The following is a 26,381-nucleotide window of genomic DNA, read 5'->3' on the forward strand; positions in this document are numbered from 1 at the left end:
CGTCAAAGACGTAGCGACGGCAAAGGGCCGCATTATATAGGCGTTGCGCCCTCGGTACAGTCTGTTTGTACGATAGACACAAGTAACTGGACTATTGGCATGTCATTGGCGTGCAAACCCGGCGAACTCTGCAATGACTCGCTCGGTATCTGCACGTGAAACATTCATATGCGTGACCATTCGCAGACGTGGCGCGGCCACGAGCCGGATGCCACGTTCGGCACAGAATGCCTTGAGCGCGGCGGCCCGGTCACCGATGTCCACATACACCATATTGGTCTGCACAGGCTCCACGCTGTAGCCAAGCCCGGCAAGGCCGTCAGCGAGAAACTGCGCATTGGCGTGATCGTCGGCCAGACGCTCGATCTGGTGATCCAGCGCATACAAGCCGGCAGCCGCCAGTGAACCGGCCTGACGCATGCCGCCGCCGACCATCTTGCGCAGCCTGCGCGCCTTGGCAATCAGTTCATGGGAGCCGCAAAGCACGGAGCCGACCGGAGCGCCTAGCCCTTTGGACAGGCAGATCGAAACGGAGTCGAAATGACGGGTGATCTCGCGCGCATCGACTCCCAGCCTGACCGCTGCGTTGTACAACCGCGCGCCATCCAGGTGCAGCGCCAGGCCTTTCTCAATGGTCATGGCGCGTGCATCGGCCAGATAGGACAGCGGCAGCACCCTGCCTTGCATGGTGTTTTCCAGCGCCAGCAGACGGGTGCGGGCGAAGTGGAAGTCATCGGCCTTGATGGCGTCGCGGACCTGCTGCAGGTCCAGCGAGCCGTCGGCCTGCACATCCAGCGGCTGCGGCTGAATCGAGCCCAGCACCGCAGCGCCGCCGCCCTCGTATTTATAGGTGTGCGCCTGCTGACCGACGATGTATTCGTCGCCACGTTCGCAGTGGGCCATCAACGCCAGCAGGTTGCTCATGGTGCCCGAGGGCACGAACAGCGCAGCGGCAAAGCCCAGGCGTTCGGCCAGTGTGGCTTCCAGACGATTGACCGTCGGGTCTTCCCCGTAGACGTCATCGCCAACAGGCGCCTTGTTCATGGCATCGAGCATGCCAGCCGTCGGTAAAGTCACGGTGTCACTGCGCAGATCAATGACTGTCACGAAAAAGCTCCCTGAAATTCGAAGGTCGATAATGCAGCGACCCTGCAGTTGCAACAAGGCATTACTGAGGCCTCGCTACATGATAATCAAGCCTGAACGGGTCGGCACTGCGCTGCTTATATAAGGAAAAGGCAGGTTCACTGTACGAAAGTGTCGATGCATGATCCAAGGATCTGTGATAAAAATCCCGCGCCGGCCACGAAATGTGTCGGCAACGTTCTCAGGGCGGGGCGTAATTCCCCACCGGCGGTAATGACGCGCAATGCGTCTAGCCCGCGAGCGCTTGAGGGTCGCCAGCCACGGCTGATGACTCGCAAGGTCAGCAGACCCGGTGTGATTCCGGGGCCGACGGTCATAGTCCGGATGAAGAGAGAGCGGGAGTGGCGTCTAAAAGAACGTCTGCAAAACCCCATCTTGAACGACAACGCTCAAGCGGTTTTCCTACGCGACTAGAATCCCTTTCGATCCAAATGCCCTGTTTTTTCTATAAACAGGAGTCAGAACACGTGCAACCCACTGCAATCGACAGCAAAAGCAAAAGTCATCCGAACGAGCGCGTTGCGTTCATCCAGGCCTGCTGGCACAAGGAAATCGTCGACCAGAGCCGTAAAGGTTTTGTCGCCGAAATGGCCAACCACGGCTACGCCGAAAGCGATATCGACTTCTTTGAAGTAGGCGGCGCTTTCGAGATCCCGCTGCACGCCAAACTGCTCGCCAATTCGGGCCGCTACGCCGGTATCGTCGGCGCCGCTCTGGTCGTGGACGGTGGCATCTATCGCCACGAGTTCGTCGCACAGACCGTGGTCAGCGCATTGATGCAGGTCCAGCTGGAAACCGAAGTGCCGGTCTTCTCTGTGGTGCTGACGCCGCATCACTTCCATGCGGGCGAAGAGCATCAGAAGTTCTTCTTCGATCACTTCGTGCACAAGGGCGAAGAAGCTGCCAAGACCTGTGCCGACACCCTGAACAAGGTGCGCGCTCTGCGTCGTCACGAGCTTCAACAGAAAGCCGCTCGCTAAACCGGTGAGGATGAGGCTGCACTGACTGCCCTGCGCATCAGATGCAGCCTCGTCTGATCAGAAGTCTACCTTTCCCCGCCCTGCCTTGATCGAACCCCGTTTGCTCTTGGACTCCAGCCTGCGAGTCTTGGAACCCAGAGTCGGCCTCGTCGGCCTGCGTTTTTTCTCGACCTTCGCAGCATTGACGATCAACTCGCTCAGCCTCAACAGCGCATCGGCACGGTTCTGCTCTTGCGTACGGTATTGCTGCGCCTTGATCACAATCACGCCATCGCTGGTAATCCGACTGTCGCTCAGCGCCAGCAGCCTCTCCTTGTAGAAAGGTGGCAGCGAGGACGCGTGAATGTCGAAACGCAAATGCATGGCACTGGACACCTTGTTGACGTTCTGCCCACCCGCGCCCTGGGCACGAATGGCGGTCAACTCGATTTCAGTGTCCGGCAAATGGACGTTGTTGGAAATCACCAGCATGAAAGCATCTACGTTGAATCAAAATGAACGCCAAGGATACGCCGCTCGCAGCCGACGTGCATGGCTGGCATAAAAAACCCGGCCTCATGAGCCGGGTTCTTCAAAAGCGATTCACGCTATTTGGTAGCTGCAGACGCCACGACCAGGTTGCGCCGACTCTTGATCCGGTAGCAAAGCCACATTGCCGCCAGCCAGACCGGTATCGCGTAGACCGATATCTGAATGCCGGGAATCATCAGCATGATGCCCAGAATGAACACCACGAACGCCAGACAGAAATAGTTGCCGTAGGGGTACCACAGGGCCTTGAACAGTGGGACCTGTTGCGTACGGTCCAGGTGCTGGCGGAATTTGAGGTGCGAGTAGCTGATCATCGCCCAGTTGATGACCAGCGTGGCCACCACCAGCGACATCAGCAGTTCCAGCGCATGCTGCGGAACGAAGTAGTTGAGCAGCACCGCTACAAGCGTCACGGCAGCCGAGGCAAAGATCGCCTTGACCGGTACGCCACGCTTGTCCACCTGCGCCAGTACCTTGGGCGCATCGCCCTGCTCGGCCATGCCGACCAGCATGCGGCTGTTGCAGTAGGTGCCACTGTTGTAGACCGACAGCGCTGCGGTCAGGACTACAAAATTGAGGATGTGCGCAGCCGTGTCACTGCCCAGCATCGAGAACACCTGTACGAACGGGCTGCCGCTGTAGGAATCGCCCGAAGCATTGAGGCTGGTCAGCAGGCTGTCCCAGGGTGTGAGCGAGAGCAGCACCACCAGCGCGCCGATGTAGAAAATCAGGATGCGATAGATGACCTGATTGATGGCTTTCGGAATGACTGTTTTCGGCTGTTCTGCCTCGGCAGCGGTAAAGCCGAGCATTTCCAGACCACCGAACGAGAACATGATGATCGCCAGCGCCATCACCAGACCGCTGACGCCATTAGGGAAGAATCCGCCATGCTCCCAGAGGTTGCTGACCGACGCCTGCGGTCCGCCGCTGCCACTGACCAGCATGTAGCTGCCCAGCGCGATCATGCCGATGATCGCGACGACCTTGATGATCGCGAACCAGAATTCGGTTTCGCCGAACACCTTTACGTTCGCCAGGTTGATGACGTTGATGAGCACGAAGAAGGCCGCCGCCGAGACCCAGCTGGGGATATCGGGCAACCAGTAATGAATGTATTTGCCGACTGCCGTCAGTTCCGACATGCCGACCAGGATGTACAGCAGCCAGCAGTTCCAGCCAGACAGGAAACCGGCGAAGCCGCCCCAGTAGTTGTGCGCGAAATGGCTGAACGATCCGGCCACCGGCTCTTCGACGATCATTTCACCGAGCTGGCGCATGATCATGAAGGCGATGAAGCCGCAAATCGCGTAACCGAGAATCATCGAAGGACCGGCCGATTTCAGCACGCCTGCCGAACCGAGAAACAGGCCAGTACCGATGGCGCCGCCGAGGGCGATCAACTGGATGTGTCGATTCTTCAGACCACGCTTCAACTCGCCAGACGCTGAGTTTTGTTCACTCATCAAAAGCCACCTGATTGTTCTTGTTCTGTGACGGAATAGGACCTGTTGCGCTCGTGACGCAACAGAATGCAGCACGCGGGACGGGTAGCCCCGAGCGTTTCAAAACAGCAGTGATTCACAGAAAAAAGCGCGGCATTGTACACCGGCCTCCACATCGAGGTTTAAAAGAGGGCGGGCAGACGTGCCGGGTTGTTTATTCAAATCATTTCGCAGAATGAAAACATCCGGAAACGGAAACGCCAGCCGCTGAGGGCTGGCGTTTCCGTTTATTAGCGCACGTTGCTCACAACGCCACGTTTACTGTGGCTTGCGGCGACCGAAGCCTGGGCGCTGACCCGAACCGGCCGGTGGACCACGACGCTTGCCTGACGGCGCATCATCGTCGACCAGTTTGATACCGGCACGCTTGGGTGCTGGCTTGGCCGGGCGCTTGTTCATTTCGCTTGGACGCTCAGCCACCGGAGTACCACGGCTGTTATCGGCCGGACGCGGCGAACGCGAACCCGGCTTGCCGGAGTCCTTGCGCGGCGATGGGCGCTGGGTCGAATCGCCACGTGGACGATCACGATCACTGCCGGTGATTTGCGGCTGACGCTGCGCACGCTCGCCGGACGCCGGAGCGCCAGCGGCAGGACGCAGCGTACGAACGCGCTCGCCCTTGCCCAACGGACGGGACGACTGGCGCTGCAGACGCTCGAGTTTTTCCTTGGTCTTGGCATTCATCTGCGGCTGGGCCACAGGTGTCAGGCCGACTTCGGCAGCCAGAATGTCGACTTCGTACTGACTCATTTCGCGCCAGCGACCCATCGGCAGGTCAGAGTTCAGGAACACCGGCCCGTAACGCACGCGCTTCAGACGGCTGACCACCAGCCCCTGGGATTCCCAGAGACGACGGACTTCGCGGTTACGACCTTCCATCACTACGCAGTGATACCAGTGGTTGAAGCCTTCGCCGCCCGGAGCCTGTTGAATATCGGTGAAACGCGCAGGGCCGTCTTCGAGGACGACGCCTGTCTTGAGACGCTCCAGCATTTCGTCATCGACTTCGCCACGTACGCGCACTGCGTACTCACGGTCCATTTCAAACGACGGGTGCATCAGGCGGTTGGCCAGTTCACCATCGGTGGTGAACATCAGCAGACCGGTGGTGTTGATGTCCAGACGACCGATATTGATCCAGCGGCCTTCTTTCGGGCGCGGCAGACGATCGAATACGGTCGGACGGCCTTCTGGGTCGTCACGGGTGCAGATTTCACCGTCCGGCTTGTTGTACATGATGACGCGGCGAACCGTTTCGGCTGCCTCTTCGCGCTTGATCACGCGGCCGTCGACGCTGATGGCGTCGTGCAGATCAACACGCTGACCGAGGGTTGCGTCCTTGCCATTGACCTTGATGCGGCCCTGGGTGATCCAGGCTTCCACGTCGCGGCGCGAACCGACGCCAATGCGTGCCAGAACCTTCTGCAGCTTTTCGCCTGCGGGTCCGATTTCCTGGCTGTCCTGCTTGTCTTTTTCACTCATCTGGGCACCTCCCGGTGTGTCGAATCAGGGCTGACCGAGAACCGGCGAGACCTGTGCCCGGCGCGCGGTGGAGAGCGGCAAGGCGGAATACTTTAAAGCCCTGGCGAAAGGGTTATCGCCGAGGGTCGGCCATCATACGCTCATGCGGCCTTTTACGCATCCAGCCTGCCGTGCAATTCCCCGTATCACTTCTTCTTTTTGCGACCACCGGTCTTGAGCTTCGCCAGACGCTTGGCCGATTCGCTCAGCACCTCGCGCTTTTCATCCTTCTCCAGCTTCTTCCAGGCCTTGATTTCCCGCTTGCTGCGACCGCATCCCAGGCAAATGTCGTCATCGAATTTGCACAGGCTGATGCAGGGGTTCTTGGTTGAACTCATGGACAGCAACTCTCATGGGGAAGATGACTGAACGTGTGACCGCAGGCGAGGGGATGAATTCGAACGGATGAAGATCATCGCATGACGCGACATAGGTGACGCAGAGCGTCACCGGCTGCATGCCCACGCGGAGCGTTGGGCACGATCAGTGTGCTTGAGACCGATGATCGTTCCCACGCTCCTGCGTGGGAATGCAGTTCAGGACGCTCCGCGTCCGCTCTCCGGGTCGGGCTCGTCTTCATCAACCGACTCAGGCTCGGCCCGCAACAGATCATCGAAGTCCGTCTTCAACCCCTGCTCCATCGAGTCCAGTTCGACCAACAGGCTGCGGAAGCTGGTCTCGTCACGCGGCGGCTCGGGCTCTTCATTGACGTCCAGACTGGCATCGGCCAGCGCCTGAAGGTGCGCGGGTACGGGCGCATCTTCAAAGTCCAGCTCAGGCTCGGTTTCCATCTCGCGCAGGTCAGCCAGCGGCGGCAGTTCATCCAGGCTCTTGAGGTTGAAGTGGTCGAGAAAACCCTTGGTGGTGGCGAACATCGCCGGTTTGCCGGGCACATCGCGATAACCCACCACCCGAATCCACTCTCGCTCCATCAGCGTTTTGACGATGTGGCTGTTGACCGCCACACCCCGCACATCTTCAATTTCGCCTCGGGTGATCGGCTGGCGGTAGGCGATCAGCGCCAGGGTTTCCAGCATGGCGCGGGAATAGCGTTGCGGCCGTTCTTCCCACAAACGTCCGACCCAGGGCGAGAACTTGTCACGGATCTGCAGACGATAGCCGGACGCGACTTCCTTTAGTTCAAAGGCGCGGCCGTCACAGGACTTGCGCAGTATGTCCAGAGCCTTCTTGAAGATCGGCGGCTCCGGGCGCTCGCCTTCTTCGAACAGCTCATAAAGCCGGTCGAGCGTTTGCGGCTTTCCGGACGCCAGCAGAAACGCTTCAAGCAAGGGCGCAAGTTCGCGGGGTTCGTTGAGATTCATGGGTGTGCTCTAGGTCTACTCGGCTCGCGCCCGGACATGGATCGCCGCAAAGGGCTCGTTTTGGACCAGCTCGACCAGCGATTCCTTGACCAATTCCAGCACGGCCATGAATGTCACGACCACACCCAGTCGCCCTTCCTCGGCGGTGAACAGCTCGGCGAACGGCACGAAACCGCCGCCCTTGAGGCGTTCCAGCACATCGCTCATGCGCTCGCGAGTGGACAGCGCTTCGCGGCTCACCTGGTGGCTTTCGAACATGTCGCCGCGATGCAGCACTTCGGCCATCGACATCAGCACTTCTTCAAGGCTGACATCCGGCAGCAGCTTGCGCGCTCGGGCTTCGGGGGCGTCCAGTTTCGGCACGATGACATCGCGCCCTACCCGCTTCAGGCCATCGATGCCTTCAGCTGCGGCCTTGAAACGTTCGTACTCCTGCAGCCGACGAATCAGTTCGGCACGCGGATCGCCTTCCTCTTCCTCGATTTCCGCCGAACGCGGCAGCAACATGCGCGACTTGATCTCGGCGAGCATGGCAGCCATCACCAGATACTCGGCCGCGAGCTCCAGGCGCACGGTTTTCATCAGCTCGACATACCCCATGTACTGCTTGGTGATTTCCGCCACCGGGATGTCGAGGATGTCGATGTTCTGTTTGCGGATCAGGTACAGCAGCAGGTCGAGCGGGCCTTCGAAGGCCTCAAGAAAGACTTCCAGCGCGTCCGGCGGAATATAGAGATCCAGCGGCATCTGCGTGAGCGCCTGTCCGTAGACCAGCGCAAACGGCAGCTCCTGCTGGGCGTCGGCCTGACTGTCGACCGTCTCGACCACTGTCATTACGCGTCGTCACCGAACGGCGTCGGGTCGCCACAGCCGACACGAATCACCTGCGGTTCACCTTCGGACAGATTGATAACCGTGGAGGCCGAGATACCGCCGATGCCGCCGTCTATGATCAGGTCCACCTGATGCTCGAGAATCTGGCGCATTTCATAGGGATCACTCAACGGCACCGTGTCGCCGGGCATGATCAGGCTGACGCTCATCAGCGGCTCGCCCAATTGCTCCAGCAGCGCCTGAGCGATCGGATGGCTGGGCACGCGCAGACCGATGGTACGACGCTTCGGGTGCAGGACCAGACGCGGCACTTCACGGGTGGCGTTGAGAATGAAGGTGTAGGGCCCCGGCGTGTGGGCCTTGAGCGCGCGAAAAGCGCCGGTGTCGACCTTGGCAAACAGTCCCAGTTGCGAGAGATCGCAGCACATGAGCGTGAAGTTGTGTTTGTCGTCCAGCTGACGCAGACGACGGATACGCTCGATGGCGCTCTTGTCGCCAATCTGGCAACCCAGCGCATAGGAAGAATCTGTCGGGTACACCACCAGCCCGCCGGCCTTGATGATTTCCGCAGCCTGTTTGATCAGGCGCGGTTGCGGGTTCTCCGGGTGGACCTGGAAAAATTGACTCACGGTAACTTCCTGTTCAGACGGCGGCAGTAGGTTGATCATGTTTGAATCTGCACCACAGAGGTGGCAAATCCTCGGGCACGGGGCGGTAAATGCCAATCTCGCCCCAGGCACCGGGGCCATGGAAGTCGCTGCCGGCTGTGACCAGCAGACCGAACTCCCGCGCCAGGATCGCCAGGGTTCCGACCTGATCGGCAGGCTGCATGCCATTGACCACTTCGATGGCGTGACCACCTGCCTGGATGAAATCGCCGACCAGTTTACGCCGTTTACTGCGGGTAAAGTCATAATGCGAAGGATGCGCGAGACTGACCCAGGCGCCGGAAGCCCTCAGGGTCGCCACCGTATCCTCAAGTGTCGGCCAGTGTTGCTTGACGTCGCCCAGTTTGCCCGCACCCAGCCATTTTCGGAATGCCTCGGCGCGATCCTTGACGAAACCTTCACGCACCAGAAAGTCGGCGAAGTGCGGACGAGCCGGCGCATTGCCGCTGTCGCCCAGCTCTTTCTGGATCGCCCGGGCGCCTTCCAGCGCTCCGGGCATACCTTTGATCGCCAATTTGCGACTGATTTCTTCAGCCCGCAACCAGCGCCCTTCGTGCAAACGCGCAATAGCCTCGGTCAGTGCAGGCGCCTTGGTGTCGAACGCGTAACCCAATATATGGATGGTCGCCCCGCCCCAGGTGCAGGACAACTCGACGCCGTTGACCAGCTGCATACCCAGTGAATGCGCCGTCTCGCGGGCTTCTTCGAGGCCTTCGAGGGTATCGTGGTCGGTGAGCGAAAGGACACGCACGCCATTTTCATAAGCACGCGTCACCAGTGCGGTGGGCGACAAGGCCCCGTCCGAAGCGGTGCTGTGGCAATGCAGATCAACATTCATAGTGGTGCTTTCGCAGTCATTGATGTTTGTTATTATGCCGCTACATCCTGCTTCTGGCTGCCATTGTGAAACAATTCATCGACTTCATCCCGCTGCTCCTGTTTTTCATTGTCTACAAAACCGAACCGCGCGCTGTCGAGATCCTCGGCAACAGCTACACGGTAGGCGGCATTTTCAGCGCCACGGCCATGCTGATCATCAGTTCGGTGGTGGTCTACGGCGTCCTCTATATAAAGCAGCGCAAGCTGGAGAAGAGCCAGTGGCTGACCCTCATCGCCTGCCTGGTGTTCGGCAGCCTGACACTGGCCTTCCACAGCGAAACCTTCCTCAAGTGGAAAGCACCGGTGGTCAACTGGCTGTTTGCGCTGGCGTTTGCCGGCAGCCACTTCATTGGTGATCGCCCGCTGATCCAGCGCATCATGGGCCACGCCCTGACGCTGCCTGCGGCCATCTGGACCAAGCTGAACATCGCCTGGATCTTCTTCTTCCTGTTCTGCGGCGCGGCCAACCTTTACGTGGCCTTCACGTATCAGGAGTTCTGGGTCGACTTCAAAGTCTTCGGCAGTCTGGCCATGACCCTGATTTTCCTGGTCGCACAGGGTATCTACCTGTCCCGCCACATGAACGACACTGCCACCACCACGACCAAATCCGAGGACTGACATGCTCTACGCAATCATCGCCACTGACGTCGAAAACTCGCTGGAAAAACGTTTGAGCGTACGCCCTGCGCACCTTGAGCGCCTTAATGCCCTCAAGGATGCAGGCCGTCTGGAACTGGCCGGTCCGAACCCTGCAGTCGACAGCAATGACCCTGGCGCAGCCGGTTTCAGCGGCAGCCTGATCGTCGCTGAGTTCGATTCCCTGGCGGCAGCAGAAGCCTGGGCCAAGGCTGATCCATTCGTCGAGGCCGGCGTCTACGCCAACGTTGTGGTCAAGCCGTTCAAAAAGGTTCTGCCCTGATTCGCCGCTGACGCCCTTTGGCGGTAGCGGTCCTGCCTGAAACCTGGCACGCCTCTGCCGCCTGGACTCCCTGCGCAATATTCATCATTCCTGACGCGCTGCCGATAGCCTGCCGAGATTCAAACAAAAACGGTTCGGGTCAATGGGAGTTCAGATGCGTTCAGGTACGTTGTGTCTGCTGATAGCGATATCGAGTACAAGCCTGCAGGTTCAGGCGGAAGGGACGGACGTCGTCGGGGTGTCACCGCCGACGCATTATTCAAGTTCAGCAAGCCAGATCGCAGACCTTCAGTCGCGCCTCGCCAACAGCGAGCGCCAGCGCGAAGACCTGATGAAGCAGGTGCAGAACACCGAACGCGACAGCGCACTGCTGGGCCGTTCGCGTCAAGAGAACCAAAGGCTCAAGTTGCAGCTCAAAGAGGCACTGTCAGCCGCGCCGCCGCGTCTGCTGACCGAGCAACAACAATGGTTCGTCGCAGGGGGTGGCGTTGCGATGATTGCCCTTCTGTGCGGTATATTTGTCAGCGGTTGGCGTAGGCAACGTCGGCAGTGGCTAAATTGAGTGAGTCATGAGCGAGCTGTTACTAATTGATGATGATCAGGAGCTCTGTGAGCTACTGAGCAGTTGGCTGAGTCAGGAAGGGTTTCAGGTGCGCGCCTGCCACGATGGCAACAGTGCGCGTCAGGCCCTCGCTGATCAGGCCCCTTCCGCCGTGGTACTGGACGTCATGCTGCCCGACGGCAGCGGTCTTGAGCTGCTCAAGCAACTGCGGTCCGAACACCCTGACCTGCCGGTGGTGATGCTGTCGGCACGCGGCGAGCCGCTGGACCGTATTCTGGGCCTGGAGCTGGGCGCCGACGATTACCTGGCCAAGCCCTGCGATCCCCGCGAACTGACCGCCCGCCTGCGCGCCGTCCTGCGTCGCAGTCACCCGGTCGCCTCGTCAACCCAGCTTGAACTTGGCGACCTGACCTTCAGCCCGATGCGCGGCGTGGTCAGTATCGATGAGAAAGAACTGACACTCACGGTCTCGGAAAGCCGCCTGCTGGAAGCCTTGCTGCGTCAGCCCGGCGAGCCGCTGGACAAGCAGGAACTGGCGCAACTGGCGCTGGGCCGCAAGCTCACCCTCTACGACCGCAGCCTGGACATGCACGTCAGCAACCTGCGCAAGAAAATCGGTCCACACCCGGATGGTCGTCCGCGCATCGTGGCGCTGCGCAGCCGTGGCTACTATTACAGCCTCTGAGCGCTTCCCGGCCCTGACGGTCCTTACACAAGCTTTACCAAGCCCTGACCGCGCTTGACCTTGATCTCCCTAAACTGGGCTCAACGGCATAGAGCCGCACTAGAGACAAGGAGATACACCATGCGCAAGACCCTGATCGCTTTGATGTTTGCTGCCGCCCTGCCTACCGTTGCCATGGCTGTTCCACCACCGCCTGCAGGTCCTGAAGTCGGCGCACCTGCCATGCACATGGAGCGCGACGACCGTGGCCCAGGCCCAGGCATGCATCGCGGCCCAGGTCCTGGCCCTTTCCGTGATCTGGACCTGTCACGTGAACAGCGTCAGCAGATCGGCCGCCTGATGCGCGACCAGATGCACGAACGCCGTGACATCACTCAGCGCTATCTGGACAAGATGCCTGCCCCCGAGCAGAAAGCCATGCAGGACGAGATCAACGCCAAGCGTAACGAAACCGACACTCAGATTCGCGCCCTGCTCAAGCCTGATCAGCAGAAGCAGTTCGACGAAATCAAGAAGAAGCAGGATGAGCGTCGTGCCGAGTGGGCCGAGTTCAAGGCCTGGAAAGCAGCCAAGGCTGCGAAGACGCAATAACAGCAGTCACGCCTGACGGCAGACTGATCGCAACCAACCCGGCATGCTCGAGCATGCCGGGCTTGTTCATTTCTTGACCGAGGAAACCCTGTGCGCTCATTGTTCTGGCGAATCCTGGCCAGTTTCTGGTTGGCCATTGCTCTGGTTGCAGGCCTGTCGATTCTGCTCGGGCACATGCTCAATCAGGACGCCTGGATCCTCAGCCGCCATCCGGTGCTCAACGAGCTGCCGGAAAACTGGACACAGCGGTTCGAAGAGCAAGGCGCCGACGCGTCTCAGGATTACCTGCAAACCCTCAAACGTCGTAGCCGTATCGACGTTCAAGTGCTGAACGACAGCGGAGAACCGGTCGTGCGCGGCACCTTTCCGCCCCGTGCAGCCGCCCTCGAAGCGCGTCAGCAGCAAGGCGATGACGACGATGAAGGCAGAAAACTGCCATGGCGTCGTCTGGCCACCGAATACACCAGCCCCAAGACCGGCGAAACGTACCTGTTCATCTACCGGATTCCTCACCCCGAACTCGATCAGTGGCATCGCCAGAGCCTGATTTGGCCGCTCAGTGCGCTGGGCATCGCGCTGGTCGTGCTGACCCTGTTCAGTCTGTTCGTAACGCTGTCGATCACCCGACCGCTGAGCCGTTTGCGCGGCGCCGTGCACGATCTGGGGCAGACCAGTTATCAACAGCACAGCCTGGCGCAACTGGCCAATCGGCGTGACGAGTTCGGCGTGCTGGCCACTGATTTCAACCGAATGGGCGCACGCCTGCAAAGCCTGATCGGCAGTCAGCGTCAGTTGCTGCGTGATGTGTCCCATGAATTACGTTCGCCACTGGCGCGCCTGCGCATCGCACTGGCGTTGGCCGAGCGCGCCGAACCTGCCGAGCGTGAAAAGCTGTGGCCGCGTCTGGGCCGCGAATGTGATCGGCTGGAAGCACTGATCAGCGAGATTCTGGCCCTGGCGCGCCTGGATGCAGATTTCGGCAGTGCCGAGCCGGTCGATCTTGACGGGCTGCTGCACCGTCTGAAGAACGACACGCAACTCGACGGTGCCGAGCAGACTATTCGGGTCCAGGTACAAAGCGACCTGCAGTTGCAGGGCTGGCCCGACATGATCGAGCGTGCGTTGGACAACCTGCTGCGCAATGCCCTGCGCTTCAACCCGCCGGGCCAGAGCATCGACTTGCAGGCGACTCGGGTGGACAACCGCATACGCCTGAGCGTGCGCGACCATGGTCCGGGCGTTGCCGAGGAACATCTGGCGCAACTGGGCGAGCCTTTCTATCGCGCGCCCGGCCAGACTGCGCCGGGTCACGGCCTGGGACTGGCCATCGCCCGACGCGCTGCCGAGCGTCATGGCGGCAGCCTGACCCTGGGCAATCATCCCGAGGGCGGTTTTATCGCCACACTGGATTTGCCGCCAGAGCCGGTCAACCCCTCATCGGTCTGACGCCGATCAGCCCTGCCATTCGCTGACAAACCCGCCCACGTCCACTTTCGGTGCTTCGCGTGGCGGGTTCAGCGGCGTGCCCAGGTACAGAAAACCGACCACTTCCTCGTCGGCTTCAAGCCCCAGCCCTTTGGCCACGTGCGGCGAATACGACAGCTCGCCTGTGCGCCAGACCGCGCCAACGCCCAGTGCGTAAGCTGCCAGCAATACGCCATGCGCCGCACACCCGGCCGTAATCAGTTGTTCCTTGCGCGGCACCTTGAAGTGATCCTGCAACCGCGCAATCACCACGACCACCAATGGCGCCCGCAACGGTCCCAGGCGAGCCTTGTCCAGCGCCTGAGGCGTTATTTCGCCACCACCCTGCTCCAGCGCCTCGGCCAGCAAGGCGCCCATGCGCTCGCGCGCCGTACCTTCGACGGTCAGGAAACGGTACGGCCGCAACTGGCCGTGATCAGGCGAGCGCAAGGCTGCGCCGAACATGATTTCGCGCTGTGCGGCATCCGGGGCCGGATCGACCAGACGTGGAACCGATACGCGGTTGAGCAAAGCGTCGAGCGCCTGCATGGGCTGTCTCCTTTCAAAGTTGATCGGGCATTCTAGAGCCTGTACAGCTTCAATAACGAGCGCGCCGGGCAATTACTTACAGGCAATGTCGAACGCAAGGCCCGGCCATGCTGGTTTACATGACCACGCGCGCGGGTAGAATGGCGCCTTTCTTCATTGCAGTCAGAGCCCTTCATGTCGTTGCCGACCCTTCGCATCATCGGTTTCATCATCGGCATCTTCCTGATCACTCTGGCTGTCGCCATGATTGTGCCCATGGCCACGCTGGTCATCTACGACCGTTTCGAAGACCTGCGCTCGTTCCTGTGGGCCAGCGCCATCACCTTCATCGCCGGGCTTGCGATGGTGGTGCCGGGTCGGCCGGATCACGTTCAACTGCGCCCACGGGATATGTACATGCTCACGGTCTCCAGTTGGATCGTGGTGTGCATTTTCGCGGCACTGCCGTTTCTGCTGACCCAGCACATCAGCTACACCGACTCCTTCTTCGAAAGCATGTCCGGCATCACCGCGACCGGCTCCACCGTGCTCAGCAACCTGGACAGCATGTCTCCGGGCATTCTGATCTGGCGCTCGATGCTGCACTGGCTGGGCGGCATCGGCTTCATCGGTATGGCCGTGGCGATTCTTCCGCTGCTGCGGATCGGTGGCATGCGGCTGTTCCAGACCGAATCGTCCGACCGTTCCGAAAAGGTCATGCCCCGTTCGCACATGGTGGCCAAATTCATCGTGCTGGCTTATGTGAGCTTCACAGCGCTGGGCAGCCTGGCGTTCTGGATGGCGGGCATGAGCCTGTTCGACGCGATCAATCATGCGATGTCGGCGATTTCCACCGGCGGCTTCTCCACGTCCGACATGTCCCTGGCGAAATGGCCACAGCCTGCGGTGCACTGGGTCGCCATCGTGGTGATGATCCTCGGCAGCCTGCCCTTCACCTTGTACGTCGCCACGCTGCGCGGCAACCGGGGTGCGTTGTTCCGGGACGAGCAGGTGCAAGGGCTGATCGGTCTGTTGCTGATCACCTGGCTGGTGATGACCGTGTGGTACGCGAACACCACTGACCTGCCATGGACCGAAGCGTTGCGTCACGTAGCGCTGAACGTCACGTCGGTGGTAACGACCACAGGCTTTGCACTGGGCGACTACAGCCTGTGGGGCAATTTCTCGTTGATGCTGTTCTTTTATCTGGGTTTCATCGGCGGCTGTTCCGGCTCGACGGCGGGTGGCGTGAAGATTTTCCGCTTCCAGGTCGCCTATATTCTGCTCAAGACCAACCTCAACCAGTTGATCCATCCACGTGCTGTGATGAAGCAGAAATACAACGGCCACCGGCTGGACGACGAGATTGTGCGTTCGATTCTGACGTTCTCGTTTTTCTTCACCATCACCATCTGCCTGATCGCACTGATGCTGTCGCTGCTGGGTCTTGACTGGATGACAGCACTCACCGGCGCAGCCAGCACGGTGTCAGGCGTCGGACCTGGGCTGGGCGAAGTCATCGGGCCAGCGGGCAACTTCTCCACCCTGCCGGACGCGGCAAAGTGGATTCTGTCCGGCGGGATGCTGCTGGGCCGTCTGGAGATCATCACCGTGCTGGTACTGTGCGTGCCTGCGTTCTGGCGGCATTGATGTGCGGCTGAAAAAAGCTGAAGCCTGATGTGTCAGTTCTGCCGCCGGTTCGCGTCAGATCGCCGGCAAGCCACCTCTTATCAAACAACCTGTAACTTACTGAAGAAATGCGATTTTTTTGTAGGAGCGCGCTTGGTCTGGGCGGCAATCCGACGATAGGTGCTTACAGACAGATAACCAGCGACTGAACTGACGCAATCGCGGGCAAGCGCGCTCCTACGGTCCGTGTTTGCTGCGCGACAGCGCTACGTCGAAGACGTGGTGGCGCCTGCAACAGTCCCGTTTTTGCCACGACACAGCGTACTGCCAAATCGCACCGTGTCAGGCTAGACTCATCCGAAGCCAACACGAGGGTCTGTCCATGGATACCGCCAAGCCGTTCACCCGCTTTGCCGATTTCTACCCTTACTACCTCGAAGAACACCGCAGCAGCACCAGCCGGCGCCTGCATTTCATTGGCACCACGCTGGTGATCTTTCTGCTGGCTTTCGGCATAGGCAGTGGACGCTGGTGGCTGTTGGCGCTGTTACCGGTTGCCGGTTACGGCTTTGCCTGGGCCGGTCATTTCTTCTTCGAGAAGAACCGCCCCGCCACCTTCAAGCACCCGTTCTACAGCCTGCTCGGGGACTTCGTCATGTACCGCGACATGCTGTTGGGCCGGGTACCGTTCTAGAGAAAATCAGACAACCGGCTCGCTGACCGGCACGTCCTGCTGCTCGACCTCAGGGCTGGCTTTCAAATGTGCATCGGCCAGCCGGAACAGTTCAATGTGGCCATCCAGGTGCTCGATCAGCGCTGTGCAGGATTCGACCCAGTCGCCGCAGTTCATGTATTCCACGCCGCCCACCTGGCTGATTTCCGCGTGATGGATGTGCCCGCACACCACGCCGTCCAGCCCGCGTTTCACGCATTCGTGGGCGATGGCCTCTTCGAAATCACTGATGAAATTCACTGCGGTTTTAACCTTGTGCTTCAGGTACGCCGACAGCGACCAGTAGCCATAGCCGTATTTCGCCCGCCAGTGGTTCAGCCAGCGATTGAGGGTCAGGGTGAATTCGTAGGCCGAGTCGCCGAGAAAGGCCAACCAGCGGTGATAACGGGTGATCACATCGAATTGATCGCCATGAATCACCAACAGGCGGCGACCATCAGCCGTCAGGTGTTCGGCCTCGTCCACCAACTGGATGTTGCCCAGAATCAGCTTCGAGTAACGGCGCAGAAACTCGTCGTGGTTGCCCGTGACGTAGATGACTTCGGTACCGCGTTTGCTCATGGTCAGCAGACGCCGGATGACGTTGGTGTGCGCCTGCGGCCAGTACATGCCGCCGCGCAGTTTCCAGCCGTCGATGATATCGCCCACCAGATAGATCCGGTCAGCCTGATAACGCTTGAGAAACGCCGACAGGTGTTCGGCCTGGCAATCGCGCGTGCCCAGATGCACATCGGAAATCCACAAGGTCCGCACGCGTTGCTTGCGGCTGGGTTTGGCGAGCTGAGCACTGCTCATGGGACGACCTCCGGCGGGTTTTCCAAAAGAGTGCCGCATACCGGTTAATTGAATGTGACACGCACATGGCGATGTCATGACAATGGCTTGCACGAGGTAGACTTGCCTGTCGCCGCGCCCACAAAGGATTGTCATGACTCCGCGTTCTGCCCTGCTCGCTCTGCACATCGGCGCCCTGCTGTTTGGCCTGTCCGGCGTGCTGGGCAAACTGGCCCATGCTTCGCCATCCGTAATCGTTTTCGGCCGTGCGGCCTTCGCAGCCGCAGCACTCGCCGTGTTCGCGCGTTTTGTCGGCAGCACGCGCTGGAAGCCATTGAGCCGGGCCAGCGGCGCACGCCTGGTCCTCAGTGGCGTACTGCTGAGCCTGCATTGGGTATCGTTTTTCATTGCGGTGAAAGTGGCCGGCGTGGCAGTGGCGACGCTGGGCTTCGCGAGCTTCCCGGCGTTCACCGTGATACTTGAGGGTCTGGTCTTTCGTGAGCGAATCCGGTACATCGAGATGCTGCTGGTCGTGCTGGTTACCGTGGGCCTGATACTGGTGACACCGGGGTTTGATCTGGCCAGCGAAGCGACGGGCGGCTTGTTGTGGGCGATTGTTTCGGGCTTCACCTTCGCCCTGCTGTCACTGGTCAACCGTGCCAGTGCGCTGCATGTGCCTGCGGTACAGGCCGCCCTGTGTCAGAACCTGATCGTCGCCGTCTGCCTGCTGCCTTGGGCAGCCTCTTCATTGCCCCACGTGTCGACCACTGACTGGCTGTGGATTGCCTTGCTCGGCGTGCTCTGTACCGGACTGGCACACAGTCTGTTCGTCGCCAGTCTGGCCGTGATCAAGGCGCGGATGGCCGCTGTGGTGTTCGCCATGGAGCCGTTGTACGGCATTGCCTTCGCCTGGCTGATCTTCGCCGAAACGCCCACGCTGCGGATGCTGCTGGGCGGGACGCTGATCATTGTCGCCATTCTGATCTCAGGCCTGATGGGCAACCGAGGTGCAGAAACCGGATCTCATTGAGGGTCCGCTGCGCGATGCCGGTCGTTGTGGCCCAGGTCACGCGCCGGGTCGATCTGATCACGCACCCGCTGCTTGAGCACCTTGGCTTCCGGGAATCCACCGTCGGCCTTGCGCTCCCAGATCTGTACGCCGTCACAGGTAATGCGAAAGGTGCCACCCGTGGCCGGCTCAAGCGAGACCTTGCCCAGATCGTCGCAGAACGTACTCAGCAGTTCCTGAGCCAGCCAGGCGGCACGCAGCAACCATTGGCACTGGGTGCAGTAGGTGATGATGACTTCGGGTTTTCCGGCAGACATGAACGCGTGCTCCGCATCAAAGAGCGCTCATGATACGCACCGTTTGCCCGCTCAACGAGCGTTGGCGACGCGTCGAAGGTCGCTGAGCGTCGGGTTGTGCGCAACATCGTCCGGTTCGGCTTAGGCATGCAGCCGCAGCCCGGGACGCTCTGCATGCCATTGAGCCACGTGAAATAACCTCATCAGACCCACCGCGCCTGGACGCGGAGCGTCCTGAGAGGCATTCCCACGCAGAGCGTGAGGAACGATCAGTGTGAGACGGTACTGATCGTGCCTATCAGCTTGTGCGGAACGATCAGTAGGCTGACTACCCCTGGCGGTCATCCAGGTCGATGCCCGAGTCCAGCCGCTCGCGCAGGAACTCGATGAAGGCCTGTACCGGCCGGGAAGCCTGGCGGTGCTGTGGATACACCGCCGACAGGGTCAGCGGTTCCGGGCGCAGATCGTCCAGTACCCGCACCAGGCTGCCGTCGCGCAGGGCTGCGCCGACAATGAAGGTCGGCAGGTAGGTAACGCCCAGCCCCGCCACCGCCGCATCGCGCAACAGCTCGCCATTGTTGACGCGCATCCGTCCGCTGACGCTCAGGTTCAGCGGCTTGCCTGCACCCTGAAAGCGCCATTGCACCTGACGACCATGCCCGTACGGCAGGCAGTCGTGAGCATGCAGGTCTTCGGGTTTTTCCGGCGTGCCGCGCTCGGCCAGATAAGCAGGACTGGCGCAGTAGACCCGGTCGATGGTCGCGATTCGTCGGGCGATCAGGCTGGAGTCTTCCAGCACGCCGATGCGCAGCACCAGATCGTAGCCTTCGCTGAGCAGGTCCACAGGGCGGTCGCTCAGGTCGACTTCCACCGACACGTCGCGATAGCGCTGCAGAAACAACGGCAGCAGGCAGCCCAGATGCGCCACGGCAAACGACAGCGGCGCGCTAAGGCGCAAGGTGCCGCGTGGCTCGCTGTTTTGACCTGTGATGCCCTGCTCCACCTGCTCGACTTCGGCCAGCAGACGCAAGGCCGATTCGTAGTAACTCTGGCCCAGCGGGGTAACGTCCAGCCGCCGTGTCGAGCGGTTCAGCAGGCGCACGCCCAGCCGTTCTTCCAGTTGCATCAGCCGTCTGCTGACGAACTGCTTGGACAGCCCCAGCTTGTCGGAGGCCGCCGTGAAGCTGCCCGACTCCATCACCTGGCAAAAGATACGCATGTCTTCAAAAGGATTCATTGTCACGACCTGGTTGACAGTTAAACGCTTTATAGCCGCTTTTTCGCATTTCAGCACCTGATTAGTCTGTGTCCACAGGGCAGACAGCCCATTCCCAACGTTCTGCGGAGTCATCCCATGTATCAGTCAATGAGCCATCCCCTGCTCTGGAGCGCCCTACTGCTGTTGGCCGATGTACTGATCTGGCACCTCGCCCCGGTGCGTCAGAGAGTGGCGCAGGTGAGCATTCGGCTGGCGCTGTTTCTGGCGTTCAGCACGATCATCATCAATGCCGGGATCAGCCCGTTGCAGGCCCCGTCCTGGCCGGATGACAGCGTGATCCAGCTGGGCGCGACGGCACTGGCGATTCTCTGGTGGGTCTACGCCGCGCGGGTGCTGACCGTGTTGATCGGTCTGGCGCTGATGCACCGCATCGGACACAGCGGACGCCTGTTGCAGGACGTGATCGGCGCACTGGTGTTCCTGATTGCCGTGGTGGCGGCCGCAGGCTATGTACTGGAGCTGCCGGTCAAGGGCCTGCTGGCGACGTCCGGCGCGATGGCGATTATCGTCGGTCTGGCGTTGCAGAGCACACTGAGCGACGTGTTTTCCGGGATCGTGCTCAACACCACCAAACCCTATCAAGTGGACGATCTGGTGTCGATCGACGGCGTCGAAGGCAAGGTGCTCGACATCGACTGGCGCGCCACGCACCTGTTGACCCACGCAGGCAGCACCGCCGTGGTGCCCAATTCGGTGGCGGCCAAGGCCAAGATCGTCAACCTCAGTCGCCCGACCAACATGCACGGCGTTTCGATCAGCATTCAGGTGCCGACCCACATTCGTCCACGCCGGGTGCTCGACGCTCTGGAGCGTACCCTGCAGGGCAGCAGCAGTCTGTTGCTGAGTCCTGCGCCAAAGGCCGTGCTGCATGCGTCGGGAGACAGCATGTCGGAATACGTGGCCACTGGTTTCATCGCGGACCTGAGCAAAAAAGGCGAAGTGCGCAACCAGTTGTTCGATCTCGCCCACCGCCACTTGGAAGCGGCCGGAATCGTTCGTCAGCCCGACGCGGTCGTCGAGCCGTCCTCACGGGCCCGTGCGCTGCTGGAAGAAGTGAAAGTGTTCCGTTCGCTCAGCGAGGAAGAGCGGGATCAACTGGCCCAACATATGACCGCTCAGCAGTACGCCGCAGGTCAGGTGGTGCTGGACCTGAACGAAGTGCCCGACGGCCTGTTCGTGATCGCCACCGGCGTGATCAGTGCGGCCGTGGTCAATGGCGAGCAACGCGTCGAGGCCGGTCGCATGGGGCCGAGCGAAGTGTTGGGCGAACAGGGTCTGCTGGACGACACGCCGTCCGAAGCCTGCTTCACCGCGCTGACTTCCAGCATCGTCTATCGCATCGACAAGGACATCGCCCGCGCCTGCATGACGCAATCCACCCAAGTGAATACGGCCCTGCACAAGCTGCAGGCGGTACGTCAGAAGAACAGCCATTCGATCCTGCTGGCCCGTCCGCCGCAGGTCAGAAAAGGCGGCTTCCTCGGCTGGCTGCAAAGCCGCTGAGATGCCCGTGGCAGAGCTGTCGCGCAATCAGTTAGCCACCACTCGGACAGCCCGGAATTAACAACGATTAACTCGTCAGTACGGCTCGCGGAAATCAAGAATAGCGGCCTCTGCGCAAATTCTTGCCCATGGAAAGCTCACCCCACCACGGACATTTGCCATGACCCACTATTCAAGTTATGCCTGCAAGCTTTGCCCTGACGCGCTGAACAGCGAGAAACCGGTCCGCAACAGCGGTGGACTGTCGCCCTGGCGAGAACGTCTGGCCAAGCAGCTGATTCGCGACAACCTGAGTGAGAACATCGAGGTGGCCGAGCTGGCACGGGCCTGTGCGCTGTCGCGCAGTTACTTCTCCCGCGCCTTCAAGTGCAGTACCGGGCTTTCGCCTCAGGAGTGGATCCGCGAGCAGCGTCTGGCGCGTGCCAAATGTCTGATTCAACACACCGCCATGAGCCTGACCCAGATCAGTCAGGAGTGCGGCTTCTGTGATCAATCGCATTTTTCGCATATCTTCTCCCGCGCCGAGGGCATCAACCCCTTCACGTGGCGCGGACATGCGAGAAATGCAGGCCAGGGTGAAGGGATGTCTGCCTCGTGACCGTCAGCCGTTAAGCTACGCTGCACGCAGACTTCCCCATCCCTCTGAACTGGAAAAGACCGTTGACCGTTCTCACCGAGCAGGCCATGCGTTTCGGCCCTTATCGCATCTATCCGCAACAGCGTCTGGTGCTTGAAGCCGACAGACCGTTGCGGCTGGGCCGGCGCGCCGTGGACATCCTGCTGGTGCTGCTGGAAAACGCCGGAAACGTGGTCAGCAAGCAGCACCTGATAAACCGGGTCTGGCCCAGAACCGTGGTCGAAGACGGCAACCTGCGTGTGCACATGGCTGCCTTGCGCAAAGCGCTGGGCGATGGGCAGGCCGGACAACGCTACATCGTGACAGTCGCGCAACGCGGATACAGCTTTGTCGCCCCGTATACCCTGGAACATAGCGAAAACGCGCCGGATGCCTGGATGAATACCCCGCCCCATCACAATCTGCCCATGCGGCGCGCGCGCATGCTGGGCCGGGAAGCACTGGTCGAACGCCTGATCAGTCAGTTGCAGCAGCACCGATTCATTTCCCTGGTCGGCCCCGGCGGCATCGGCAAGACCACCACCGCCCTGCGCGTTGCCGAACAGTTGATCGACCGTTACCGCGATGGCATCCGCCTGCTCGATCTGGCACCGCTGACCGACCCTGCGGTGATCGTCCCGCACCTGGCGTCATTGCTGGAGCTGTCGTTGCCTGACGAGCAGCCCGTCAATCACATGGCCGCGTATTTGCGCGGGCGACACATGCTGCTGGTGATCGACAACTGCGAGCACATGGTTGACGCCATTGCCCAGCTCAGTGAGCGCATCCTGCGCAGCGCGCCGCACGTGCATATTCTGACCACCAGCCGCGAGCCGTTAAGGGCTGAGGGCGAGTTCGTGCAACGCGTGGATGCGCTGGACTGTCCGCCGCTGGACAGCCTTGATCGTTCCTCCGCCATGGGCTTTGCGGCCCTGCAATTGTTCGTCGAACGGGCCATGGCCAGTCATGAGCAGTTCGAGCTGACCGATGAAAACCTGCCGCTGGCCATTGAGCTGTGTCAGCGGCTGGACGGCATCCCATTGGCCATTGAGCTTGCCGCCGCGCAAGTCGGCAACCTGCGCCTGAGCGGCGTGCTGGAGCATCTGCAGCAGAGTTGTCGGGAACACAGCGACGACCCGTCCGATGCAATGACCCGGCATCAGACGCTGCGCACTACGCTGGACTGGAGCTACCAGATGCTCAGCACATGTGAGCAGAACTGTCTGCAACGACTGGGAATCTTCAAGGGTCGCTTCTCGCTGGAGTCGGCCGCTGCCGTGATCACCGATCAGCCGGTGGCGACCTACGAGGTGTTCAACGCCATCACGCAACTGGTGGCCAAATCCCTGCTGAACGTGGAAGTCGGCGATGACGAGGTGTTCTATCACCTGCTCGACACCACGCGTCGTTACGCGCTGGAAAAACTGCGCGCTCACCATGAGCTGCCTGCCACGCAGGAACGACATGCGCGACGTTGTCTGGCCATCATGGAACAGGCGCGGCAGGACTGGGAAAAGGTCTCCACCGCGCAGTGGATCGACCGCTACAGCCGTATCCTTGAAGACATCCGCTCGGCGCTGGCCTGGGGGCTGGACGCCGACGTCCCGCAGATTGTCGCCATTCGCCTCGTGGCCCAGTCGGCACCGCTCTGGCAGGAGCTGTCACTGCTCAAGGAACACGGTCATTACGTGCGCAGGGCGCTGATACTGCTGGACGCCAATCCCCTGCCCTGCCTGGACCTGAAAATGGTCCTCAAGCTGGCGCAGGGCAATTTCTCTTACCACACCGTTGGCAGTACGCCGGAAACCGTGGAAGCATTCAGCACGGCGCAGATGCTGGCAGAGCAGTCCGGCGATCTGGCGGGTCAGTTGCAGGCGATTTCCGGTCTGGTGGCTGTCAACCTGTGCAGCGGTCATTACCCGCAAACGATCGAGCAGAGCCGCCAGTTCAACCGTCTGGGATTCGACACCAACGAAGCGCTGCGTTTGAGCGCCCAACGTCTGCGCGCACTGGCGCTGCATTACAACGGTGACCAGCGGCAGGCCAGGCGAGACGCCGAGCAGGTCATTCAGCACATGGCGCACAACGGTCATTTGAATCGCTTTACGCAAGGCTTCGGCATTCAGTACGACCTGAGCGTTGCGTCCCTGACCCTGCTGGCGCGCATTCTCTGGATGCAGGGCCTGCCTGAACAGGCCGCGCACACGGCCACTCAAGCATTGGAGATTGCGTTACAGATCAACCACGGCGCGTCCATCTGCTACACCCTGGCTGTGGCCGGTTGCGCCATCGCGCTCTACAACGGCGATATCCAGGTGGCAGGCGAGCGAGTGAAACTGTTGCAGGAACAGGCCCAAAAGCACTCGGTGCTGCTGTTTCATCGCTGGGCAGGCTTGTATGAGCAGTTGTTGAGCGAGTCAGCCATGTCAGACGATCAGCCTCAAGGCTCAGGCCTGATTCGGGACATCATGGTCACGCTGCGCCCCGGCCTGGTGGACCTGGCGTTGACGGAGCGGGCTCAGGCAGGTCTGGCAGGCTGGTGCACGGCAGAGATGCTGCGGTGCCGGGCCGAAACGTTGCAGGCGCATGATGAGGACGGTGCGCAAACGCTGTTGCTCCAGGCCCTGGAGGTGGCGCGCTCCCAGCACGCGCTGGCGTGGGAATTACGCAGTGCAACATCACTGGCGCGCCTGTGGCAGGGCCAGGGCAAGGAGCAGCAAGCCCGGATCCTGCTGGCACCGGTTCATGCCCGCTTCAGCGAAGGCTTTGCCACGCCGGACCTGCTGGCGGCACGCGCGCTACTCGACCAGCTGTACTGACTTTGCCAGCAAACGCTGCAAGTTGACGTGACGGGCGTGGCGCGCCGTGAACGTCTGGAGTTCGCCAGCGTCCTCAAGTTTTTCAAGCGCATACAGCCGCGTGGTGTGCGCAAGCCGGTAACGCGAAACTCCGGCGCCGGGCACATTCCACAGCACCGAATGACGCTCCAGTTGCACGAGCGCCTCCCGAACCGACTGCGTCTCCAGCCCGTCACACCCGATGACATCCACTGCGGATTCGCTCGTAAAAGCCTTATCGAAGGTTGCCAGACGACGCAGTGCCGCCTGTTCGCGCGGGCTCAGGCGTTGATGACTCCAGTCAAGCGAAGCCCTGAGCGACTGATGACGGGCCACAGCCGTGCGTCGCCCCTGCGTCAGCCACTGAATGCATTGCTCCAGACGAGCCTGCAGACCCGCCAATGCAAAGGTATTGACCTGCGATGCCGCCAGTTCAAGCGCCAAAGGGATGCCATCGAGCTTGCGACAGAGGTCACCGATGACGTTCATGTCACGGTCCCGCAGGACCAGACCCTGCTGGCAGGCCTGGGCGCGACTGACGAACAACTGCACCGCAGGATAAGCCAGGCCCTGCTCGACACTGATCTGCGCGGACGCAGGCGGAACGGTCAAAGGCTCCAGTGGAAACAGCGATTCGTTACGCAGGTCCAACGGTCGTCGACTGGTGGCAAGAATGGCCAGCTCATCGGACTGCGCCAACAGCGCGCCGAGCCACTGCCGACAGCCTTCGTCGAGCGCTTCGCAGTTGTCGGCAATCAACAGACGCCGCCCCTGTGCCAGCTCGCTGGACAGGCTCGACAGGCAAGGTTCGCCGTCCCGCTCCAAGAGCTCGGCCAGACAGCCTGCCAGCATCTGCTCACTGTTCACCGCCGAGAAATCGATGACACACACGCCATCCTGATAGCGCGACACCAGACGTTCGGCTACGCGGCAGGCCACGGTCGATTTGCCGATGCCTCCCGCGCCGGTCAGCGTGATGAAGCGTTTTGCAGGCAGCTGTCGAACCAGCTTGCCCACCACATCATCGCGCCCCATGACATGGGTGAGGCGTACAGGCAGGTTGTTGGGGACATGGACCGCCTCGGGCTTTTCAGACGTCGAAGTCTTTTGAACCTGTGCCACGAAACGATACCCGCGCTGGGGCAACGTTTCGATGTAACGCTGCCCATCGTCGAGCGCGCGTCGCAAGGCTGCAATCTGCACCCTCAGGTTGATCTCTTCGACGAAGGAATCAGGCCAGACCTGTGCGATCAACGCTTCCTTGTCGATCACTTCACCGGCGTGTCCGATCAGGACCAGCAGGATATCCAGTGCACGCCCACCCAGACGCAACGGTTCACCGTCGCGCAGGATCTGGCGCTGTCGGACATGAAACACGTAGGGGCCGAACCGCAGAACGTCGTCCGCGTGGGCCGTTTGGGCTGTTTGGGCTTGATTCGATGTGTCTGGCTGGCTGAAACGCCTGGGCTGGCAGTCCATTGCATCACCTTCTTAATAGATCCTATCCATCTTGGCAGGCAATGAAGACGGAACAAGTTTTCCGGGGGGAGTCACACGGTCAATGCGA

General features: G+C 60.8%; 27 protein-coding genes and 1 riboswitch. Of the genes, 13 read left to right on the forward strand and 14 right to left on the reverse strand.

What is annotated here, in order from left to right; genetic code table 11:
- Nucleotides 1-102: 102 nt before the first annotated feature.
- Nucleotides 103-1,107, reverse strand: a complete 1,005-nt coding sequence (ltaE, locus tag AC0IXS_RS06380; RefSeq protein WP_192021018.1) for a low-specificity L-threonine aldolase — start codon at nt 1,105-1,107, stop codon at nt 103-105.
- 212 nt (nt 1,108-1,319) lie between these two features.
- A riboswitch (FMN riboswitch) is annotated at nt 1,320-1,487 on the forward strand.
- Nucleotides 1,488-1,613: 126 nt separating this feature from the next.
- Here ltaE and AC0IXS_RS06385 point away from each other — a divergent pair.
- Nucleotides 1,614-2,126: a 6,7-dimethyl-8-ribityllumazine synthase gene (locus AC0IXS_RS06385; RefSeq protein WP_004884325.1), complete on the forward strand. Its 513-nt coding sequence runs from the start codon at nt 1,614-1,616 to the stop codon at nt 2,124-2,126.
- A gap of 57 nt (nt 2,127-2,183) precedes the next feature.
- Here AC0IXS_RS06385 and arfB read toward each other — a convergent pair whose 3' ends face one another.
- The 8 genes from arfB to AC0IXS_RS06425 all read right to left on the reverse strand — a co-directional run bounded on the left by arfB (nt 2,184) and on the right by AC0IXS_RS06425 (nt 9,345).
- On the reverse strand, nt 2,184-2,597 hold the full coding sequence (gene arfB, locus AC0IXS_RS06390; protein ID WP_004884324.1) for an alternative ribosome rescue aminoacyl-tRNA hydrolase ArfB: 414 nt from the start codon (nt 2,595-2,597) through the stop codon (nt 2,184-2,186).
- A gap of 116 nt (nt 2,598-2,713) precedes the next feature.
- On the reverse strand, nt 2,714-4,123 hold the full coding sequence (locus AC0IXS_RS06395; RefSeq protein WP_057408414.1) for an amino acid permease: 1,410 nt from the start codon (nt 4,121-4,123) through the stop codon (nt 2,714-2,716).
- A 297-nt stretch (nt 4,124-4,420) separates the two neighbouring features.
- Nucleotides 4,421-5,644 carry a 23S rRNA pseudouridine(2605) synthase RluB gene (gene rluB / locus AC0IXS_RS06400; protein WP_004884321.1) on the reverse strand — a complete coding sequence of 408 codons (1,224 nt, stop codon included), beginning with the start codon at nt 5,642-5,644 and terminating at the stop codon, nt 4,421-4,423.
- A gap of 185 nt (nt 5,645-5,829) precedes the next feature.
- Complete coding sequence (locus AC0IXS_RS06405; RefSeq protein WP_024689181.1) at nt 5,830-6,021, reverse strand: DUF1289 domain-containing protein; 192 nt, start codon at nt 6,019-6,021, stop codon at nt 5,830-5,832.
- A 198-nt stretch (nt 6,022-6,219) separates the two neighbouring features.
- Complete coding sequence (scpB, locus tag AC0IXS_RS06410; protein WP_029242309.1) at nt 6,220-7,005, reverse strand: SMC-Scp complex subunit ScpB; 786 nt, start codon at nt 7,003-7,005, stop codon at nt 6,220-6,222.
- A gap of 15 nt (nt 7,006-7,020) precedes the next feature.
- The gene (locus tag AC0IXS_RS06415) at nt 7,021-7,719 is read right to left on the reverse strand and encodes a segregation and condensation protein A (protein WP_173335978.1); all 699 of its coding nucleotides are present in this window, start codon (nt 7,717-7,719) and stop codon (nt 7,021-7,023) included.
- 119 nt (nt 7,720-7,838) lie between these two features.
- Nucleotides 7,839-8,468 carry an L-threonylcarbamoyladenylate synthase gene (locus AC0IXS_RS06420; RefSeq protein WP_004884308.1) on the reverse strand — a complete coding sequence of 210 codons (630 nt, stop codon included), beginning with the start codon at nt 8,466-8,468 and terminating at the stop codon, nt 7,839-7,841.
- Between the two features lie 13 nt (nt 8,469-8,481).
- Nucleotides 8,482-9,345 (reverse strand): PHP domain-containing protein, encoded by an 864-nt coding sequence (locus AC0IXS_RS06425; protein WP_004884306.1) that lies wholly within the window; start codon nt 9,343-9,345, stop codon nt 8,482-8,484.
- 65 nt (nt 9,346-9,410) lie between these two features.
- Between AC0IXS_RS06425 and AC0IXS_RS06430 the strand changes: the two genes are divergently transcribed.
- The 6 genes from AC0IXS_RS06430 to AC0IXS_RS06455 all read left to right on the forward strand — a co-directional run bounded on the left by AC0IXS_RS06430 (nt 9,411) and on the right by AC0IXS_RS06455 (nt 13,592).
- Entirely contained in the window at nt 9,411-10,007 is a 597-nt protein-coding gene (locus AC0IXS_RS06430; protein ID WP_122690125.1) for a septation protein A, read from the forward strand.
- Nucleotide 10,008: 1 nt separating this feature from the next.
- Complete coding sequence (locus AC0IXS_RS06435) at nt 10,009-10,308, forward strand: YciI family protein (protein WP_004884303.1); 300 nt, start codon at nt 10,009-10,011, stop codon at nt 10,306-10,308.
- A gap of 154 nt (nt 10,309-10,462) precedes the next feature.
- Entirely contained in the window at nt 10,463-10,870 is a 408-nt protein-coding gene (locus AC0IXS_RS06440) for an SH3 domain-containing protein (protein ID WP_471824170.1), read from the forward strand.
- A gap of 7 nt (nt 10,871-10,877) precedes the next feature.
- On the forward strand, nt 10,878-11,555 hold the full coding sequence (locus tag AC0IXS_RS06445) for a response regulator transcription factor (protein ID WP_057408412.1): 678 nt from the start codon (nt 10,878-10,880) through the stop codon (nt 11,553-11,555).
- A gap of 120 nt (nt 11,556-11,675) precedes the next feature.
- On the forward strand, nt 11,676-12,146 hold the full coding sequence (locus AC0IXS_RS06450; RefSeq protein ID WP_122690127.1) for a Spy/CpxP family protein refolding chaperone: 471 nt from the start codon (nt 11,676-11,678) through the stop codon (nt 12,144-12,146).
- A gap of 90 nt (nt 12,147-12,236) precedes the next feature.
- The gene (locus AC0IXS_RS06455) at nt 12,237-13,592 is read left to right on the forward strand and encodes an ATP-binding protein (RefSeq protein WP_471824173.1); all 1,356 of its coding nucleotides are present in this window, start codon (nt 12,237-12,239) and stop codon (nt 13,590-13,592) included.
- A gap of 6 nt (nt 13,593-13,598) precedes the next feature.
- On the opposite strand, the gene AC0IXS_RS06460 is transcribed toward AC0IXS_RS06455, so the two are convergent.
- Nucleotides 13,599-14,159: a nitroreductase family protein gene (locus AC0IXS_RS06460; RefSeq protein ID WP_069144749.1), complete on the reverse strand. Its 561-nt coding sequence runs from the start codon at nt 14,157-14,159 to the stop codon at nt 13,599-13,601.
- Between the two features lie 174 nt (nt 14,160-14,333).
- Between AC0IXS_RS06460 and AC0IXS_RS06465 the strand changes: the two genes are divergently transcribed.
- Together AC0IXS_RS06465 and AC0IXS_RS06470 are read left to right on the forward strand one after the other, a co-directional pair.
- Complete coding sequence (locus tag AC0IXS_RS06465; RefSeq protein ID WP_025993747.1) at nt 14,334-15,788, forward strand: TrkH family potassium uptake protein; 1,455 nt, start codon at nt 14,334-14,336, stop codon at nt 15,786-15,788.
- Between the two features lie 361 nt (nt 15,789-16,149).
- Nucleotides 16,150-16,461, forward strand: coding sequence for an Mpo1-like protein (locus AC0IXS_RS06470; protein ID WP_057411134.1), 312 nt, complete (start codon nt 16,150-16,152; stop codon nt 16,459-16,461).
- Between the two features lie 6 nt (nt 16,462-16,467).
- On the opposite strand, the gene AC0IXS_RS06475 is transcribed toward AC0IXS_RS06470, so the two are convergent.
- Nucleotides 16,468-17,295: a UDP-2,3-diacylglucosamine diphosphatase gene (locus tag AC0IXS_RS06475; RefSeq protein ID WP_057411133.1), complete on the reverse strand. Its 828-nt coding sequence runs from the start codon at nt 17,293-17,295 to the stop codon at nt 16,468-16,470.
- Between the two features lie 133 nt (nt 17,296-17,428).
- On the opposite strand from AC0IXS_RS06475, the gene AC0IXS_RS06480 reads away from it, so the two are divergent.
- The gene (locus AC0IXS_RS06480) at nt 17,429-18,304 is read left to right on the forward strand and encodes a DMT family transporter (RefSeq protein WP_057411132.1); all 876 of its coding nucleotides are present in this window, start codon (nt 17,429-17,431) and stop codon (nt 18,302-18,304) included.
- Here the strand turns inward: AC0IXS_RS06480 and AC0IXS_RS06485 are convergent.
- Complete coding sequence (locus AC0IXS_RS06485; protein WP_004884283.1) at nt 18,298-18,600, reverse strand: Rdx family protein; 303 nt, start codon at nt 18,598-18,600, stop codon at nt 18,298-18,300. The two genes, AC0IXS_RS06480 and AC0IXS_RS06485, sit on opposite strands and share 7 nt — an antisense overlap.
- Before the next feature lie 307 nt (nt 18,601-18,907).
- Nucleotides 18,908-19,816, reverse strand: coding sequence for a LysR family transcriptional regulator (locus AC0IXS_RS06490; RefSeq protein ID WP_057408567.1), 909 nt, complete (start codon nt 19,814-19,816; stop codon nt 18,908-18,910).
- Nucleotides 19,817-19,933: 117 nt separating this feature from the next.
- Here AC0IXS_RS06490 and AC0IXS_RS06495 point away from each other — a divergent pair, with 117 nt between their 5' ends.
- The 3 genes from AC0IXS_RS06495 to AC0IXS_RS06505 all read left to right on the forward strand — a co-directional run bounded on the left by AC0IXS_RS06495 (nt 19,934) and on the right by AC0IXS_RS06505 (nt 24,796).
- Nucleotides 19,934-21,361 (forward strand): mechanosensitive ion channel family protein, encoded by a 1,428-nt coding sequence (locus AC0IXS_RS06495; RefSeq protein WP_057408566.1) that lies wholly within the window; start codon nt 19,934-19,936, stop codon nt 21,359-21,361.
- 160 nt (nt 21,362-21,521) lie between these two features.
- Nucleotides 21,522-21,959: a helix-turn-helix domain-containing protein gene (locus AC0IXS_RS06500; RefSeq protein WP_032632626.1), complete on the forward strand. Its 438-nt coding sequence runs from the start codon at nt 21,522-21,524 to the stop codon at nt 21,957-21,959.
- Between the two features lie 62 nt (nt 21,960-22,021).
- Nucleotides 22,022-24,796 (forward strand): ATP-binding protein, encoded by a 2,775-nt coding sequence (locus tag AC0IXS_RS06505; protein ID WP_137203501.1) that lies wholly within the window; start codon nt 22,022-22,024, stop codon nt 24,794-24,796.
- On the opposite strand, the gene AC0IXS_RS06510 is transcribed toward AC0IXS_RS06505, so the two are convergent.
- On the reverse strand, nt 24,776-26,293 hold the full coding sequence (locus tag AC0IXS_RS06510) for an ATP-binding protein (RefSeq protein ID WP_122744111.1): 1,518 nt from the start codon (nt 26,291-26,293) through the stop codon (nt 24,776-24,778). The two genes, AC0IXS_RS06505 and AC0IXS_RS06510, sit on opposite strands and share 21 nt — an antisense overlap.
- Nucleotides 26,294-26,381 lie beyond the last annotated feature (88 nt).

Source organism: Pseudomonas sp. AC016 (assembly GCF_979253365.1).

Coding starts and splice junctions, on each gene's coding strand:
- AC0IXS_RS06510 (WP_122744111.1), bottom strand. CDS start 26,293: ATGGACTGCCAGCCCAGGCGTTTCAGCCAGCCAGACACATCGAATCAA.
- AC0IXS_RS06490 (WP_057408567.1), bottom strand. CDS start 19,816: ATGAATCCTTTTGAAGACATGCGTATCTTTTGCCAGGTGATGGAGTCG.
- arfB (WP_004884324.1), bottom strand. CDS start 2,597: ATGCTGGTGATTTCCAACAACGTCCATTTGCCGGACACTGAAATCGAG.
- AC0IXS_RS06435 (WP_004884303.1), top strand. CDS start 10,009: ATGCTCTACGCAATCATCGCCACTGACGTCGAAAACTCGCTGGAAAAA.
- scpB (WP_029242309.1), bottom strand. CDS start 7,005: ATGAATCTCAACGAACCCCGCGAACTTGCGCCCTTGCTTGAAGCGTTT.
- AC0IXS_RS06440 (WP_471824170.1), top strand. CDS start 10,463: ATGCGTTCAGGTACGTTGTGTCTGCTGATAGCGATATCGAGTACAAGC.
- AC0IXS_RS06500 (WP_032632626.1), top strand. CDS start 21,522: ATGACCCACTATTCAAGTTATGCCTGCAAGCTTTGCCCTGACGCGCTG.
- AC0IXS_RS06450 (WP_122690127.1), top strand. CDS start 11,676: ATGCGCAAGACCCTGATCGCTTTGATGTTTGCTGCCGCCCTGCCTACC.
- AC0IXS_RS06495 (WP_057408566.1), top strand. CDS start 19,934: ATGTATCAGTCAATGAGCCATCCCCTGCTCTGGAGCGCCCTACTGCTG.
- rluB (WP_004884321.1), bottom strand. CDS start 5,644: ATGAGTGAAAAAGACAAGCAGGACAGCCAGGAAATCGGACCCGCAGGC.
- AC0IXS_RS06475 (WP_057411133.1), bottom strand. CDS start 17,295: ATGAGCAGTGCTCAGCTCGCCAAACCCAGCCGCAAGCAACGCGTGCGG.
- AC0IXS_RS06405 (WP_024689181.1), bottom strand. CDS start 6,021: ATGAGTTCAACCAAGAACCCCTGCATCAGCCTGTGCAAATTCGATGAC.
- AC0IXS_RS06460 (WP_069144749.1), bottom strand. CDS start 14,159: ATGCAGGCGCTCGACGCTTTGCTCAACCGCGTATCGGTTCCACGTCTG.
- AC0IXS_RS06395 (WP_057408414.1), bottom strand. CDS start 4,123: ATGAGTGAACAAAACTCAGCGTCTGGCGAGTTGAAGCGTGGTCTGAAG.
- AC0IXS_RS06480 (WP_057411132.1), top strand. CDS start 17,429: ATGACTCCGCGTTCTGCCCTGCTCGCTCTGCACATCGGCGCCCTGCTG.
- AC0IXS_RS06465 (WP_025993747.1), top strand. CDS start 14,334: ATGTCGTTGCCGACCCTTCGCATCATCGGTTTCATCATCGGCATCTTC.
- AC0IXS_RS06445 (WP_057408412.1), top strand. CDS start 10,878: ATGAGCGAGCTGTTACTAATTGATGATGATCAGGAGCTCTGTGAGCTA.
- AC0IXS_RS06425 (WP_004884306.1), bottom strand. CDS start 9,345: ATGAATGTTGATCTGCATTGCCACAGCACCGCTTCGGACGGGGCCTTG.
- AC0IXS_RS06485 (WP_004884283.1), bottom strand. CDS start 18,600: ATGTCTGCCGGAAAACCCGAAGTCATCATCACCTACTGCACCCAGTGC.
- AC0IXS_RS06470 (WP_057411134.1), top strand. CDS start 16,150: ATGGATACCGCCAAGCCGTTCACCCGCTTTGCCGATTTCTACCCTTAC.